The organism is Pseudomonas sp. S2_C03 (assembly GCF_054668405.1).
In genome coordinates, this window is record NZ_CP162766.1 from 1,484,479 (window position 1) to 1,499,799 (window position 15,321).

The 15,321-nt window shown below is 59.9% G+C and carries 16 protein-coding genes, 2 tRNA genes and 1 pseudogene; 8 read left to right on the forward strand and 11 right to left on the reverse strand.

Going from position 1 to position 15,321, the window contains the following annotated elements:
* Positions 1–64: 64 nt before the first annotated feature.
* On the forward strand, positions 65–400 hold the full coding sequence (locus tag AB4N64_RS06795; RefSeq protein ID WP_460123274.1) for a hypothetical protein: 336 nt from the start codon (positions 65–67) through the stop codon (positions 398–400).
* A 4-nt stretch (positions 401–404) separates the two neighbouring features.
* Here AB4N64_RS06795 and AB4N64_RS06800 read toward each other — a convergent pair whose 3' ends face one another.
* A complete protein-coding gene (locus tag AB4N64_RS06800) occupies positions 405–956 on the reverse strand; it encodes an RrF2 family transcriptional regulator (RefSeq protein ID WP_460123277.1) in 552 nt (183 codons plus the stop codon).
* Positions 957–1,210: 254 nt separating this feature from the next.
* Here AB4N64_RS06800 and AB4N64_RS06805 point away from each other — a divergent pair, with 254 nt between their 5' ends.
* From AB4N64_RS06805 to AB4N64_RS06830, 6 genes are all read left to right on the forward strand, one after another.
* Complete coding sequence (locus AB4N64_RS06805; protein ID WP_460123280.1) at positions 1,211–2,413, forward strand: NAD(P)/FAD-dependent oxidoreductase; 1,203 nt, start codon at positions 1,211–1,213, stop codon at positions 2,411–2,413.
* 204 nt (positions 2,414–2,617) lie between these two features.
* A complete protein-coding gene (locus AB4N64_RS06810) occupies positions 2,618–3,907 on the forward strand; it encodes an NAD(P)/FAD-dependent oxidoreductase (protein WP_460123283.1) in 1,290 nt (429 codons plus the stop codon).
* A gap of 26 nt (positions 3,908–3,933) precedes the next feature.
* Positions 3,934–4,488 carry a helix-turn-helix domain-containing protein gene (locus tag AB4N64_RS06815; protein ID WP_460123286.1) on the forward strand — a complete coding sequence of 185 codons (555 nt, stop codon included), beginning with the start codon at positions 3,934–3,936 and terminating at the stop codon, positions 4,486–4,488.
* 21 nt (positions 4,489–4,509) lie between these two features.
* A complete protein-coding gene (locus AB4N64_RS06820) occupies positions 4,510–5,856 on the forward strand; it encodes a glutamine synthetase family protein (protein WP_460123288.1) in 1,347 nt (448 codons plus the stop codon).
* 417 nt (positions 5,857–6,273) lie between these two features.
* Positions 6,274–6,347: transfer RNA gene (locus AB4N64_RS06825), tRNA-Cys, on the forward strand.
* Between the two features lie 196 nt (positions 6,348–6,543).
* A tRNA-Leu gene (locus AB4N64_RS06830) sits at positions 6,544–6,630 on the forward strand.
* Between the two features lie 82 nt (positions 6,631–6,712).
* Here AB4N64_RS06830 and AB4N64_RS06835 read toward each other — a convergent pair.
* A pseudogene (locus tag AB4N64_RS06835) lies at positions 6,713–7,171 on the reverse strand (tyrosine-type recombinase/integrase); the annotation flags it as partial.
* A gap of 100 nt (positions 7,172–7,271) precedes the next feature.
* Between AB4N64_RS06835 and AB4N64_RS06840 the strand changes: the two are divergent.
* The gene (locus AB4N64_RS06840) at positions 7,272–7,655 is read left to right on the forward strand and encodes a hypothetical protein (protein ID WP_460123290.1); all 384 of its coding nucleotides are present in this window, start codon (positions 7,272–7,274) and stop codon (positions 7,653–7,655) included.
* A gap of 265 nt (positions 7,656–7,920) precedes the next feature.
* Here AB4N64_RS06840 and AB4N64_RS06845 read toward each other — a convergent pair whose 3' ends face one another.
* The 9 genes from AB4N64_RS06845 to AB4N64_RS06885 form a co-directional block, all read right to left on the reverse strand.
* Positions 7,921–8,892 (reverse strand): alpha/beta fold hydrolase, encoded by a 972-nt coding sequence (locus AB4N64_RS06845; protein WP_460126645.1) that lies wholly within the window; start codon positions 8,890–8,892, stop codon positions 7,921–7,923.
* A gap of 131 nt (positions 8,893–9,023) precedes the next feature.
* Positions 9,024–9,221 carry a hypothetical protein gene (locus AB4N64_RS06850; RefSeq protein WP_460123292.1) on the reverse strand — a complete coding sequence of 66 codons (198 nt, stop codon included), beginning with the start codon at positions 9,219–9,221 and terminating at the stop codon, positions 9,024–9,026.
* Positions 9,222–9,621: 400 nt separating this feature from the next.
* The gene (locus AB4N64_RS06855) at positions 9,622–9,852 is read right to left on the reverse strand and encodes a hypothetical protein (protein WP_460123294.1); all 231 of its coding nucleotides are present in this window, start codon (positions 9,850–9,852) and stop codon (positions 9,622–9,624) included.
* A 107-nt stretch (positions 9,853–9,959) separates the two neighbouring features.
* On the reverse strand, positions 9,960–10,181 hold the full coding sequence (locus tag AB4N64_RS06860; protein ID WP_460123296.1) for a hypothetical protein: 222 nt from the start codon (positions 10,179–10,181) through the stop codon (positions 9,960–9,962).
* A gap of 71 nt (positions 10,182–10,252) precedes the next feature.
* Entirely contained in the window at positions 10,253–11,293 is a 1,041-nt protein-coding gene (locus tag AB4N64_RS06865; RefSeq protein WP_460123299.1) for a DNA topoisomerase IB, read from the reverse strand.
* 77 nt (positions 11,294–11,370) lie between these two features.
* Positions 11,371–12,450 (reverse strand): molybdenum ABC transporter ATP-binding protein, encoded by a 1,080-nt coding sequence (gene modC, locus AB4N64_RS06870; protein ID WP_460123302.1) that lies wholly within the window; start codon positions 12,448–12,450, stop codon positions 11,371–11,373.
* A 3-nt stretch (positions 12,451–12,453) separates the two neighbouring features.
* The gene (gene modB / locus AB4N64_RS06875) at positions 12,454–13,134 is read right to left on the reverse strand and encodes a molybdate ABC transporter permease subunit (RefSeq protein ID WP_460123305.1); all 681 of its coding nucleotides are present in this window, start codon (positions 13,132–13,134) and stop codon (positions 12,454–12,456) included.
* Positions 13,135–13,881 (reverse strand): molybdate ABC transporter substrate-binding protein, encoded by a 747-nt coding sequence (modA, locus tag AB4N64_RS06880; protein ID WP_460123308.1) that lies wholly within the window; start codon positions 13,879–13,881, stop codon positions 13,135–13,137.
* Between the two features lie 142 nt (positions 13,882–14,023).
* Positions 14,024–15,088: an NAD(P)H-dependent flavin oxidoreductase gene (locus AB4N64_RS06885; RefSeq protein ID WP_460123311.1), complete on the reverse strand. Its 1,065-nt coding sequence runs from the start codon at positions 15,086–15,088 to the stop codon at positions 14,024–14,026.
* Positions 15,089–15,321: the final 233 nt, after the last annotated feature.

Sequence of the window (15,321 nt, forward strand, 5' to 3'; positions counted from 1 at the left end):
GAAATTTTAGCCTCGATCTTCCTGTCCAAGAGCTACATTTTCTTTTTGGGGATAAGGATGCGCGATGCGGACTCTGGTGGCGGGAATCGTAGTGGGGATGTTGGCGGGGTGCTCATTGCCGGCCTCGGTGGTGCCGGGTGAGCCTAACTTCAGCAAATACAGTGAGAAGCCGCCCAAGGAGCTGGCTGCGTGCGTATTGCCGGCCTGGCAGAAGGAAGTCTCCAAGACAACGCAAGTCGGGATTTCCAACGGCTACCGGATCACCGCGCCCGGCATGATCAGTGCGGATGAGACGCTGGATATCGTCAAAAACAAGGACGGCAGCCGGGTTTCGTTGTACCAGGGGCCGCCCTGGGCCAAGTCCGGTGCACTGCGCGAGGCCGTTCGCACCTGTTTGTGACGGATCAGTCTGCGACTTCGGTCGTCGGTATAACCAGTGCGGCAGTGCTTTTTTTGTCTCGCCGGTCGTTGAGCCATTCATCGACCTGACCGTTGAACGCCGCCGGGGCCTTGCGTCCCACTCTTCTGGCCAGATCAAGGATGGTCTGCTGGGCCAGTGCTTCTTCCATGCGTTTTTGCGCGGTGAGCATGACCGCATGGATCGCACAGTGTCCCGATACCGCCCAATCGGGCGTGCAGCCATCGAACAAGGCGCAACGTCCGCGAATTTCACGGCATTCGAAGATCTGCTTTTGCCCATCGATGGCATTGACGATATCCAGCACGCTGATCTCGTCCGAAGGCCGCGCCAGTTTAAACCCGCCGCGCACGCCTTCAGTGGCCACCACCAATTTTGCCTTGGCCAGTTTGGTGAATATTTTCGCCAGATAGTCCAGGGGCACGCCTTGCAATTCAGCCAGGTCGCGCACGCTCGCCTCACGGGTGTCGCCGCAGTTGCCCACCAGAAAAACCAGGCAATGGATGCCGTACTCAACGCCCGCGCTGTAAAGAGACATATCAATCTCCGACTAATGTTGTCGCAAATTCTAGCAGTCTGGATCTCGCCAGGCAATCTGGAAGGCTTTCCCTTGGTGCGCTGGTGTGCTTCAAGATCTTTGTTTTAAGGGGTATGGACGAGGTCGATAGTGGCTATCTACAAAAACTGATTGCGTCGATTAACTAGGATCAATATAGTCGTAGTTGTTCGGTGGGTGCTGACAGCCTGCCACCTTCCAGTCATTCATTGATCGGCTTTCTCGCGGAGTTACAAATGAAACAGCACATCCTGGTAATCGGCGCAGGTTTTGGAGGTTTGTGGACAGCATTGAGCGCGACCCGCCTGTTCGACATGCACGGCCACACCAACGTGGAAGTCACCGTCCTGGCCCCGCAGGCCGAGCTGCGCGTGCGTCCGCGCTTCTATGAACCCAATGCTCATCAACTGGCCGCACCGATTGGCGAGCTGCTCGATTGTGTGGGTGTGAAGTTCATCAAGGGTGCTGCCGAGACCATCGATGTTGCCCACAAACGGGTCGGCTACATCGACGCTGCGGGCGTCGAACAGTCGTGCAGCTACGACAAACTCGTTCTGGCCACGGGTAGCCGCTTGGCCATTCCGCCGACCAGCGGCGTGGCAGAGCATGCCTTCGACGTCGATCAAATCGAGCAGGCCGTACGGCTGGAAAATCACCTCAAATCCCTGGCCCATCTGCCGGACAGCAAGGCGCGCAACACCGTCGTCGTCGCCGGTGGCGGTTTTACCGGGATTGAAACGGCGACCGAAATGACCGCACGCCTGCGAGCCATCCTTGGCGAGAACGCGGACATCGACGTGATCATCGTCGATCGGGGGAGCAAGATTGGTGGCTCCATGGGCGAAGAAATTGCCCTGTCGATCGAAGAAGCCAGCATCGCAACCGGCGTGAAATGGCACCTCAAGGCCTCGGTGGATTCTGTCGATGCCAAGGGTGTAAACCTCAGCGATGGCGAGCGAATCGACGCCATGACCGTGGTCTGGACCACTGGCGTGCGCGCCAGCGCCTTGACCGAACAGATCCCGGCGGAGCGCGATCATCTGGGCCGCCTGCATGTGGACAGCCATCTGAAAGTCATCGGCCAGGACGACATCTTCGCCACTGGCGACGTGGCCTACGCGGCATCCGACGAGATCGGAAACTACGCGCTGATGACCTGCCAGCACGCAATCATGCTGGGGCGTTACGCCGGCAATAACGTTGCGGCGCAGATCCTTGGCGTGGACGGATTTGCCTACAGCCAGCCCAAGTACGTGACATGCCTGGACCTGGGGGCTTGGGGCGCGGTGTACACCGAGGGCTGGGATCGCCAGGTGAAACTGGTGAGGCAGGAGGCCAAGGCGCTGAAAACCCAGATCAACACCGTGTGGATCTACCCGCCAGCCGCCAACCGCGAAGCTGCCTGGGCGGCGGCTGATCCGCTGATCCCGATCGCGTGATCCGGCCGTAGCCCTCACACACAAACTGTAGGAGCGAGCTTGCTCGCGATGGACGTCAACGATAACGCGGGGAACCTGACACCCCTACGTTGTTCTTGAGTCCATCGCGAGCAAGCTCGCTCCTACAGGAATGGCTTGTGCGTGTGAAATTAATCATATAAATTTTCATGAAATTTAAATAACAAAATTTCATGAGCCTCCCGCATGTTTCAACAATCCACCCGGCACGTCCCCAGCTACTACGCCCATGCCTGCGCTGATCACCTGGTCGAGCGTGCCCCCCTGGAAGGTGAGCACGACACCGAAGTGTTGATCATTGGCGCCGGTTTCAGTGGTTTGCACACGGCGTTGCGCCTGGCTCTGGCTGGCAAGCGTGTCACCTTGCTGGAAGCCAGCCGTGTGGCGTGGGCGGCGTCGGGGCGTAATGGTGGTCAGGCGATTCTCGGTTGGTCGTGCGATATGCCGCCACTGGAAGCTGCGCTGGGTTACGAGCGGGCGCGCCGCTTGTGGGATGGTATGCGCTGGGCCGCGCAGGAATTGCGCGCCTTGCCGGCGCGGCATGATTTCGAGTGTGACTACCGCGCCGGACACCTGTGGACGTCGGTGCTGCCACGTCGGGTCGATTTGCTCACCGAGTGGCAGCATGAGGCCAGCCACAAGTGGGGCCACGACGGTTTGCAGTTCATTCCCCGTGAACAGTTGCCGCAATGGGTCGCCAGTGAGCGTTATCAGGCGGGGTTGTATGACCCCGAGGGCGGCCACCTGAATCCGCTGCGTCTCGCCCTCGGTTTGGCCGCTTCCATCGAAAACGCGGGCGGGCACATTCATGAGCAGAGCAAGGCGCTGAGCTATCGCGAAGAAGGCGGGCGCTACGTGGTGGCCACCGAGCGCGGCCGTGTTCGGGCCGATGTGCTGGTGCTGGCCTGCAATGCCTATCTGGATCGACTCGACCCGCAACTGGCGAGCTGCGTGTTGCCCGTGGGCACTTATCAGGTCGCTACCGCGCCGCTTTCCCAAGGGCTGGCCACCGCGCTGCTGCCGAGCAATGCCTGCGTCACCGACAACCAGTTTGTCCTCGACTATTTCCGTCGCACGCCCGATCACCGCCTGCTGTTCGGTGGCGGCTGTACCTACCTGGGCGGCATGCCCAAGGACATCGCGGCGGCTACTCGACCGTTCCTGGAGCGTGTGTTCCCCCAGCTCAAGGGCGTGGAGCTGGAGTTCGCCTGGGGCGGACACATCGATCTGACCCTCAAGCGCACACCCGATATCGGCCGGCGCGGCGATCTTTACTGGCTCCAGGGCTACTCGGGCCACGGCGTGTTGCCGACATTGGCGGCGGCTCGTGCGGTGTCTGACGCGATACTCGGCCAGCCCGACGAGTTGGGCTTGTACCAGGGCCTGGTCAACGGCAGCTTCCCCGGCGGCAAATACATGGCCGCCCCGCTGGAAGCCATCGGCAAAGCCTGGTATCGCTTGCGCGACAGCCTTTGAACCGCACATTTTCGGAACGTTATCGAATGGACAGGCAAGAAGAAATCTCGGCGCTGGCGATCCTGATCCAGGACCTGCGCAAGCACAAAAAGTACACGCTCAAGGACCTGGCGGACAAAATCGGCCGCTCGGTGGGTTTTCTCTCGCAGGTCGAGCGCGGGCTCTCCCGGCCGACGGTGGCGGACCTGACCGCGATCAGCGAAACCCTCGGCGTGCCGACGACCTATTTCTACAGTTTGCCCAAGCCCATGGCCCTCCCGTGGGTGACCCGCCCCGACGAGCGCCGCACGTTGTACTACGCCGACGGGATCACCGACATCCTGGTCTCGCCGAAAATGCGCGCATCGTTCTCGATGCTCGAAAGCCTGCTCGAGCCCGGCGCCAGCAGCGGCGAGCGGCACATGAACGACAGCTCGGAGCAGGGCGGTTACGTGCTCGAAGGGCAACTCACGCTTTGGCTCGATGACGCCGAGCCAGTCACGCTTGAGGCCGGGGACAGTTTCCAGCTCGCCAGCCATGCCCATTGCCGCTACGGCAATCGCTCCGATCAACTCACCCGGGTGCTCTGGGTCTACACCTGATAAAAACAAGGGAACACAACGATGGACGCTGTCTGCTCTGATCTGGTTGCTGAAGTGCGCGCGTTTCGCGAGCGCTACCCCGACGTGCGCTACGTCGACCTGATTTCCCTGGACATCCCGGGGCATTTCTACGGCAAGCGCTATCCGATCGACCTGCTCGAAAAAGTCGCCGCTGGCAGTGCGCTCAAACTGCCGCAGAACTGTGTATTGCTCGGCACCCAGGGCGGGCTGTTCAAGATTGGCGACTATTGCTTCAACGACGGTGACCCGGATGCGCCGCGCCGCCTCGTGCCAGGCACCCTGAAGATCGTCGACTGGGAAAAGCAGCCCGTGGGCCAGATGCTGATCACCTCCAGCGACACGGAAAAACCCATTGTATTCGAACCACGGGAAGTGCTGGCGCAGGTACTGGCGCGGCTGAAACGCAAAGGCATTTTCCCGGTAGTGGCCTTCGAGCTGGAGTTCTACCTGTTCGATCGCCAGTTGCGTGAAGGTTTGCCGCAGTTTGCCCGGGATGCAGCGACCGATGACGCCGATGACCAGCCCAACATGCACATCGAACGGCTGACGCGTTTCGCGCCAGTGCTCGATGACATGGTAGAGACCGCAAGGGCACAAGGCATCGACACCACGGTGATCACCGCCGAACTGGGGCCGGGCCAGTTCGAGATCAATTTCGGCCACCTCGACGATGGTCTCCGCGCCGCCGACTGGGCCGCACTGTTCTGCCGCAGTACCCGTGGTGTGGCGATGAAGCACGACTACCGCGCCAGCTTCATGTCCAAACCTTATTTGCAGCATCCGGGTAGCGGCATGCATGTTCACGTGAGCTTGTATGACCAGGCGGGCAATAACCTGCTGGCCGCCAATGACCAGAAACCGTTGCGCCATGCCATCGCAGGCTGCCTGCAACTGATCCCGCACTGCATGCCGATCTTCGCGCCGAACCACAACGCCATGCGGCGCCTGAGTGGCACCACCAACATCGCCACGCGCGCCAGTTGGGGCTTTGAGGATCGTGACGCCTGCGTGCGCGTGCCCGAGTCCGACCCGAAAAACCTGCGCATCGAACATCGCCTGTCAGGCGCCGATGCCAACCCGTACCTGGTGCTGGCCGCTATCCTCGTGGGCATGGAGCATGGGCTGGAGGCACAGCAGGAGCCGATCAAGCCGCTCAACGACGATCGCGGCAGCGGCGTGGACTTCCCGACGGAAATGCTGGAGGCCGTGCGCGCCATGCAAAATCATGAGCCTGTGCGCGAGGGGCTGGGCGCGGAGTTCTTGATGGTCTACTGCGAAAACAAGCGCCAGGACCATCTAGCCTTCCTGCAGGACATCGATGCCCGAGAGTGCCGCTGGTACCTGTAAATGGACCACCTGTCGCGCAGCGTCCCTGGAAAACATGTGGATATTGAAGGGGTTAAAGGTTTTATTAACCATGCAGTGAACTAAAATATCTTGTTACATGGTGAAAATGACCGTAACATGCGGCCCGCGTTCACCACCACGGTTTATGCATTTTTAGATCCCGGGCGTCCATCAGCTGCCCGGGATTTTTTTTGCCTGTCGTTGGCGGGCGAGGGCACAAACCTCAGCGGGCGTTCCAGTCTTCGACAGATTTTTTTTGAAATCAAGGGGTTGTCAGCCCCGGCAAATCAGTCCATAATTCACGCCATCGAAAGCACTGATCGCTGAAAAAGCTCAATGTTTTCAAGGAGTTAGATCTTGAATCTACTCCAGGTTTGTACGCCTTTGATGTTGTTTCAATTGCATCAGGGGCATTGGGGCCGAGTAGCAAAATGGTTATGCAGCGGATTGCAAATCCGCCTACGCCGGTTCGATTCCGACCTCGGCCTCCACTCTTAAAATAGCTCCGTAGATCAATGATTTACGGAGCTTTTTTATTTGCGCCACCCAGCAAGATTTAGTCTTGAAAAGGGCCTGCGCGAACTTGCTTCACCCGGACGGGATGTATATATTTCGTCCTCTGTTTTACAAGCGTCAGAACTGACAGACCTACACGTGTCAGTGTTGAGATCGCTTGACCGCGCTACCGCCCGAATGGCGAAACTGGTAGACGCATGGGACTTAAAATCCCCCGCTCGTAAGGGCGTGCCGGTTCGATTCCGGCTTCGGGCACCATTCAAAATCAAGGGTTTGCGGGCGAAAGCCACAGCAAGCCCTTGTTCGTTTCTGGTCCGCAATTTTGAAGTTGGTCCGCAATTCACTTGGTGGGCGAGACTTTCTTACCTTTCCGATTGCGGATGTACTGCTCGGTCATCACCACCGTCGTATGCCCAAGTTGATCCTTGGCCTGCATGATATCGCCGCTGGATTCCGCTTTGTCAGTGCCGGCCTTGGCACGCAAATCGCGCATTTGAAACTCCGGTTTCGACACCCCGGCCGCTTCCCTGGTCATATCAAACCTCCTGCGCAACATCGCCACCGTCATTGGTGAGCCATCCTCTGTCACGATCAGCCGCGTCGAGCGGACCTTATGCCGAGCTTTCCTGGACATGATTCGATCAACCTTCAGCTCTCCGGTTACTTCAATCCGTCGCTTGGCTTTCGTTTTGCCCTGGAGCACCCAGATTTGCCCGTTGCGCACATCCCGTTCGTCCATCATTCGCGTATCGGTCACGCGCTGCCCGGTCAGCTAGGCGAGGTCCACTGCGTCCTGCAGGATGCCAAGAGGTTTGCCGCCGCTGCACTTGCTTTTTACAGCGGGGGTAAGGATAAATCGCAACACTGATAACAGATCGCCATCTATCACGGAGAAGATCATGGCAATAGAAGAAAAGAAGCTTCAGCAATTCGAAAAAATAGGCGGGTTGCTCTGGTTCCCAGCTATATGGACCGTTACCAATTTCGCTGTTGCAGGGTGGCTAGCAACGATTGCTCCAATCATCGGCGGCATTCTGATGGCCTTGGCAGTCTTGAACGCATATTTATTTTGGGCAAGGAAGAGCATCTATCGATGGTTCTTCATCCTTAAATCATTTGTGGGTATTTTCCTGATCGCTATGGCGCTTGGACCACAGGGCATCGGGGCTGGTAGCGCTTTAACACTCATATTCATGGTGTACCTAGTCTATTCCGAGCGAGCGCGAGGTACGTTCACCCGGCCTCTATTTTCTAAGGCGCCACCGGCGGTCGTAGCCGAGTAACAAATAGTCGGGAAACCGTCTATTCTCGCCCCTGTTTTCTGGTCCGCAATTATTCTCAGGTATGCGAAAACAGTGGGCTGCCTATCAGCAATATCCCCACGATTGCGAGCCGGAAAACCTGTCGCAAGCGTGATTCATTTCTTCTCGGGACTTAAAATCCCCTCGCTCGTAAGGGCTTCGGGCACCGCTCAAAATCAAGGGTTTGCAGGCGAAAGCCGTTGCAAACCCTTGTTCGTTTCAGCCCGCACACTCGCGAGCCACCCCATCACCCCGTGATAAACGCCAACAAATCCGCATTGATCGTCTCTGCATGTGTCGTGCACATGCCGTGGGGCAGGCCGGGGTAGGTTTTCAACGTGCCATGCTTGAGCAGTTTGATGCTCAGGCGAGCGGAGTCTTCGATGGGCACGATCTGGTCGTCTTCCCCGTGCAGCACCAGGGTGGGCACCTGGATCATTTTCAGGTCTTCGGTGAAGTCGGTTTCGGAGAAGGCCTTGATGCAGTCGTATTGTGCCTTGGCACCGCCGTTCATGCCCTGGCGCCACCAGTTGTCGATCACGGGTTGCGAGACTTTGGCGCCTGGCCGGTTGAAGCCATAGAACGGGCCGGCCGCTACGTCTCGGTAGAAGTTCGCGCGGTTGGCGGCGAGTGCTTCGCGAAAACCATCGAATACTTTCAGGGGCAAGCCACCGGGATTTTTTGCCGTTTGCAGCATGATGGGCGGGACGGCGCCGATCAGCACGGCCTTGGCGACGCGACCATTGCCGCCATGGCGTGCGACGTAGCGGGCTGCTTCGCCGCCACCGGTGGAGTGGCCGATGTGGACGGCGCCCTTGAGGTCGAGGTGGGCTGCCAGTTCGGCGAAGTCGGCGGCGTAGGTGTCCATGTCGTTGCCGGAGGCGGTCTGGCTGGACCGGCCGTGACCACGGCGGTCATGGGCGATCACGCGAAAGCCTTTGCTCAGGAAGAACAGCATCTGGTTATCCCAGTCGTCCCCGGACAGCGGCCAGCCGTGATGGAAAACGATGGGTTGGCCGGTGCCCCAGTCCTTGTAGAACAGACGGGTGCCGTCCTTGAGTGTGAGGTAGCCCGAACCCTGATGGTTTGATCGGCTGGCTGGCGCTGTGGGCCTGCCCGGCTGACCTGCCAGGGCAGGCACGGCCACTGCCAATGCGGCCACCGTCAGGCCAGCGTTCATCAGGGCACGGCGGGAGGTTCCTTGGATTTCGTCGGTCATGGTGAGCGTTCTCGTCTGGGTGCCGCGTTTGCGGCGGATGAACGAGAACACTATGCCCAGGCAGGACACGGAACCATCGTCCATGTGTATCGCATTGCCATACTTAAGTTTTGCCACCGCAGGCGGCTGCGCTATGGCTGGCTGCCCCATTCCTGACGCCGCTCGACGCCCGCAGGGTTGCCCGTGTTCACCAGGCGTCTCTCCACCAGAATATTCTGTAAGGCCTGGCGGGCGCTGGGGTCCAGTTGATGCTCGCGTTCCTTGAGCTCCAGCAGGATCGGACTGGACCACATGCGATAGGTTTTCTCGGCTTCATGAATACGTGTCATCGCTCCTCCTTGATCAGGTGTTCACACAACAGGTCGACGCCGGCTGGATGCGTTATCAATCCTAGCCGAGCAAACCCGTTATCGCCCCAGCCGAACGTCGTTCTCTTGCCTGTCAACTTGTCGCACCCTCGCGATGCCCAAAGTGTCTTGGACGTTGATGCTCGCGGTTCAGAGAGAAGGCATTTTTAGCGGGCAAAAAAAGACCCGCATGCGGGCGGGTCAGGGTTCAAAAAGGAGTGATTTGACTGTACGAAGGCCAATGTGAATACGGCGTGAAACCGCCAGGAAAAAAAAGCCCGACACCCGGTCGGGTCGGTGTTTGGCGACAAACGGTCAGGCACGACGGAAGTCGGCGAACCACGCGTCACCGTCAGGCGTCCCGAGAAAGAAAGTTCTTGCGTCATCTGAACCGTGGCAGTGGCCGATCGACGGGCTTGAGCGCCGACAGCGTATTGCGAATCAGCGGTGTGTCCTTCTCGATGTCGTTCAGGCGATCACGAATCCTGAGGGCGGTCGGGTGCCCCCCTTGATGATCGACCCAGTCGGCGATTTCCTTGCAAGCCGCCGCCAAGCGGGCCTGGCGTGAATCCAGCAAGGTCAGCAGGGTGGTGATGGACTCTTTTTCGGACATGGCAAACCTCCGTTCAAGAAACCTGGCAAAAATGGCATCAAAAAGCCCGCCTCAGGCGAGCTGTTGCCGTTGCTGGTCCCTCAGCCATTTGAGTATAGACCCGGGCTTCAACTTTGCCGGGCGGTCACGCGTGATTGGGCATTGAGTTGCCGGCAAATGCGCTGGGCGTCTTCCTCGCATTCATAGCCGTCACCGATGAAGCCGTTGGTGCGAGTATCGGCGATGCGGTACCACACAGCGGCCTCAGGGGATTGATGTTCGGATTCCCCGGCTCGGCGGCCATGGATGACGATCTTGTTGCAGCGCTTGACGACGAAAAAGTCTTCCATTGCCCCACCGAAGCTGAATTTCTATCAGGTCTACTATAGAAGCCCTGCGTGATCGTGCAAAAAATGCGCGGTCAGTTCGTCGGTTGGTTGGCCTCGATCATCTGCTCAAGGTACATCGCCAACCCGACTTCTTCGGCGCGCAGGCCCTTGCGTGTTCTGGGTCGCGGCAATGCGGCCAAGGCCCCCAGCAGAAATCCCTCGAGTACCGCCGGGTGGATGTAGCACTTGCGGCACACTGCCGGAGTGTTGCCCAGTTGCCTTGCCACTTCCTTTACCATGTTTACGACATGGCGCTTGGCGTCCGACTCCGGCTCCCACTGCAGTTCACGCAGCACCGCCAGTGCCAGGGCGCTGCCGGCCCAGGTACGGTAATCCTTGGCGGTAAAGTCGGCGCCGGTCAGGCTTTGCAGGTAGGCGTTGACATCGGACGAAGTGACGCTGTGCCGCTCGCCGTTTTCATCCAGGTACTGAAACAGGTTTTGCCCCGGAATTTCCTGGCAGCGCTTGATGATCCGCGCCAGGCGCCGGTCCTTTACCGTGATCTGGTGTTCTACGCCGCTCTTGCCGCGAAACTGGAAACGGATCGCCGAGCCATTGACCTCGACGTGACGGTTGCGCAGGGTGGTCAGCCCATAGGAACGGTTGTCGCGCGCATACTGCGTATTGCCCACACGAATCAAGGTCGCATCGAGCAGGGTGATGACCGTGGCCATGACTTTGTCGCGACTGAAGCCTGGTGCGTCCAGCAGCGCTTCCAGTTGTCGACGCAGCTTGGGCAGGGCGAGGCCGAAGTCGCGCAAGCGCGAATACTTGTCGGCATCGCGCACCTCCCGCCAGCGTGGGTGATAGCGGTACTGCTTGCGTCCCCGGGCATCGCGACCGGTGGCTTGCAGGTGGCCACGAGGGTCGGCGCAGATCCACACATCGGTATAGGCCGGCGGAACGGCCAGGGCGTTGATGCGTTTGATTTCGTCGGGGTCGGTGATGCGCTCGCCCGCGGCGTCGAAATAGCAGAACTTGCCGCGCAGCTTCCTGCGGGTGAGTCCGGGCTGGGCATCGTCGACATAATGCAGGTCGGGGGGGAGCACGTCGGGCAGGGCGGAATCGGGCATGGCAACAATCCTTGGGCGCGAATCAGAGGGGCCGTTACAGCCATTGACCGCAGCCTGTTGCCGTCGTGCCAGCGAATTTACGCCAGCACGGCCACCGCCTTGATTTGCGCCCAGAGCTGCTGACCGGGGTGCACATTCAACTGATCACGGGAGTAACGGGTTATGCGCGCCAGCAGCGGCGTGCCAGCGGCGTCCAGACGGATCAGGACGTGAGCGGCATTCTCCGCGCCCAGCTCACTGACCACCGTCACCGGCAGGCGATTGAGGATGCTGCTGGGTTCGTTGCCATGCAGGCTCAGGCTGACATCCCGCGCCTGCACCTTGCCGCGCAGCGCCTGGCCGACCGCCATCGGTGTGTGGGCCACACGAATGTTCAGCTCGCTGTTGGGCAGTTGCAGGGTCAGCAGTTGATAATCGCGGTCATAGGCACTGACCTGGCCTTCGATCACTACGCCGGCGTCATCGCCCTGGGCCAACGGCAAGTCGAGACGGGCCAGGGTGTCGCCGATGGGACCGCTGGCCAAGGCTTTGCCCTCGCTGAGCAGCACGATATGGTCGGCCAGCCGCGCCACTTCATCCTGGGAATGGCTGACGTACAGCACCGGGATGTCGAGATCATCGTGCAAACGCTGCAGATACGGCAGTATTTCGTTTTTGCGTTGCGCATCCAGCGCCGCCAGCGGTTCGTCCATCAGCAGCAGTTGCGGGCTGGTCAGCAGGGCGCGGGCGATGCCGACACGCTGGCGTTCGCCGCCGGACAGGTGTTGTGGATGGCGATCGAGCAGATGGCTGATCCCCAGCAACTGGGTGGCATGCGTCAGGTCTACCCGGCGCTGCGGCTTCGGGATGCGCTTGAGGCCGAACTCCAGGTTGGCCCGCACCGACAGATGCGGGAACAGGCTGGCCTCCTGGAATACATAACCAATGGCACGCTTGTGCGGTGGGACGAAAAGGTTCTTTTCACTGTCCTGCCAGACTTCATCGTTGACCTGGACAAACCCCTGTTCGGCGCGCTCCAGACCGGCGATACAACGCAGGCAGGTGGTCTTGCCCGAGCCGGAATGACCGAACAGCGCGGTGACGCCGCGCCCTGGCAATTTCACATCCACATCCAGGGCGAAGCCTGAATACTTCAACTTCAAGCGCGTGTGAATCATCGATCAGCTCCAGCCGGCTTTGGTTTTGCGGCCGGAATACAGCGCCAGCAACACGGCGAACGAGAACACCAGCATGGCTCCGGCCAGCCAATGCGCCTGGGCATACTCCATGGCTTCGACGTGATCGTAGATCTGCACCGAAACCACTCGGGTCTTGTCGGGAATGTTGCCGCCGATCATCAGCACCACGCCGAACTCGCCGACGGTGTGGGCAAATCCCAGGATCGCGGCGGTGATGAAGCCCGGTCGGGCCAGGGGCAGGATGACGCTGAAGAACACGTCCCAGGGGTTGGCGCGCAACGTCGCGGCCACTTCCAGCGGGCGGGTGCCAATGGCGGAAAAGGCGTTTTGCAGAGGCTGCACCACAAACGGCATCGAATAGAGCACCGAGCCTATGACCAGGCCTGCAAAACTGAAACTCAGGGTGCCCAGCCCCAATGACTGGGTTAACTGGCCGACAAAGCCGTTCGGCCCCAGCGCCAGCAACAGATAAAAACCAATCACCGTCGGTGGCAGCACCAGGGGCAGGGCGACGATGGCGCCGACCGGGCCGCGCAGCCAGGAACGGGTGCGCGACAGCCACAGTGCAACGGGAGTGCCGACAATCAGCAGGATGACCGTGGTCAGGGAGGCCAGCTTGAGGGTCAGCCAGATTGCGGAAAAATCGGCACTCGACAGGGACATTTAGAGCTCGTAGCCGTAGGACTTGATGACCGCAGCGGCTTTGGGCCCTTTGAGGTAGTCAACCAGCGCCTTGGCGGCCGGGTTGTCCTTGCCCTTGTTGAGGATCACTGCGTCTTGTTTGATCGGATCGTGCAGGCTGGCGGGAACGATCCACGCCGAGCCGCTGGTGACTTTGCCGTCTTTATAGATCTGCGACAAGGCGACAAAGCCCAGTTCGGCATTGCCGGTGGAGACGAACTGGAAAGCCTGGGTAATGTTCTGGCCTTCGACGAGCTTGTCCTTGACCTGGTCGGTCAGGCCTTGTTTGGCCAGGACTTGCGTGGCAGCGAGGCCGTAAGGTGCAGTTTTCGGGTTGGCAATCGACAGGTGCTTGTATTGGTTGTCGGCCAGGACCTTGCCCTTGGCGTCCACGTAACCGTCCTTGGCCGACCACAGCGCCAGGGTGCCGACCGCATAGGTGAAGCGCGAACCCTTGACCGTGTCACCCTCGCTTTCCAGTTTGGCCGGGGTGGTGTCGTCGGCCGACAGGAACACCTCGAACGGCGCGCCGTTTTTGATCTGCGTGTAGAACTGGCCGGTGGCGCCGAAGGAAGTGACCAGTTTGTGCCCGGTGTCTTTCTCGAAGTCGGCAGCGAGGGCCTGGATGGGCGCTGTGAAGTTGGCCGCGACGGCGACCTGGACTTCGTCGGCGTGAGCGAAGGCCGTGGCGAAAACGGCGAGCAGGGCGGCAGTGACACGAATGGTCATGAAAAACAGCTCCGTTATAGGCAGTTATTTCGAGAGATAAATCGCTATGTAAAAAACTATATAGCGAAATGCCTGTAAACGGAATCCATCGGATGCGTCGAATTCCCTCGTAGCAGCCAGCGACGGCTGCTACGAGGGATCATCAGGCGCGAGTCAGTTTGGCCAGGCCTTCTTTGGCGAGTTGCCGGGTCAGCTCGGCCGTTGTCATCTCAACGGACAACCGGAACGCCTGTCCGGCCCAGAGATTGGCGAACTGCGCTTCACCCTTGGCGCGCAGCGGCATCAAGGCACCACCGGCCAAGGGGAAAGCCGGTGCCTTGTCGCTCATGGGGCCGAGTTCATGCATCACTCGATTGAAAATGCCCCGGGCCGGGCGGCCTGTGAACAGGTTGGTGAGGGCGGTGTCGCTTTCTTTTGCGGTGCGTAACGCCTGGTGGTGGGAAGCGCTGACCTTGGCTTCTGGCGTGAACAGGTAGGCCGTGCCGACTTGCACCGCCGAAGCTCCGAGCACAAACGCTGCGGCGACACCTCGTGCATCAGCAATGCCACCGGCGGCAATCACCGGGACCTTCACCGCGTCGACGATCTGCGGCAACAACGCGAAGAGACCGACCTGTCTGCTGACGTCATCGGCGATGAACATGCCGCGATGGCCGCCGGCCTCGTTGCCCATGGCGATGATCGCATCGCAGCCATGCTGTTCCAGCCAGATGGCTTCTTCGACCGTGGTGGCCGAGGACAGAACCTTGGCCCCGGTCGCCTTGACCCGGTCGAGCAAGGATTTTTCCGGCAGGCCGAAGTGAAAACTCACCACTTCGGGACGCAGTTCTTCAACGATTTTGCAGGTGGCATCATCGAACGGTGCGCGATTGGACACGGGTGTCGGTGCGTCGAAATCCACGCCCAGTTCGCGGTAGTAAGGTTCCAGCAGATTTTTCCAGTCCCGGGCACGCTGTTCATCGGCGGCGGGCGGCTGGTGACAGAAGAAGTTGACGTTGATGGGGCGACTGGATTGCTCGCGAATGCTTTTCAGGTCCTCGCGCAGTTGCTCGGTGCTCAACATGGCGGCCGGCAGGGAGCCCAGGCCACCGGCCTCGTTCGTCGCGACCACCATGGCGACAGTGGTTGCACCGGCCATGGGCGCCTGGATGATCGGCAGTTCGATCCCCAGCAGGTCAATGATTCGGGTGTCTGGCCATTGGCTCATTTGCAGGTTTCTCCGACATCAAAACAGGGCAAGGAGGGTTTTACCACGCCACCCCCTGTAGGAGCGAGCTTGCTCGCGATGGCGGCGTGTCAGTCGCCTTGATGCTGGATGTGCTGGACCCATCGCGAGCAAGCTCGCTCCTACAGGGGGTGGGGGTGGCCGAAAGTCGGGTGTGGGGATCGGGCGCGAATGTGTTATTCCATTGCATCACAACCCGACAAATGCGCAGGAGA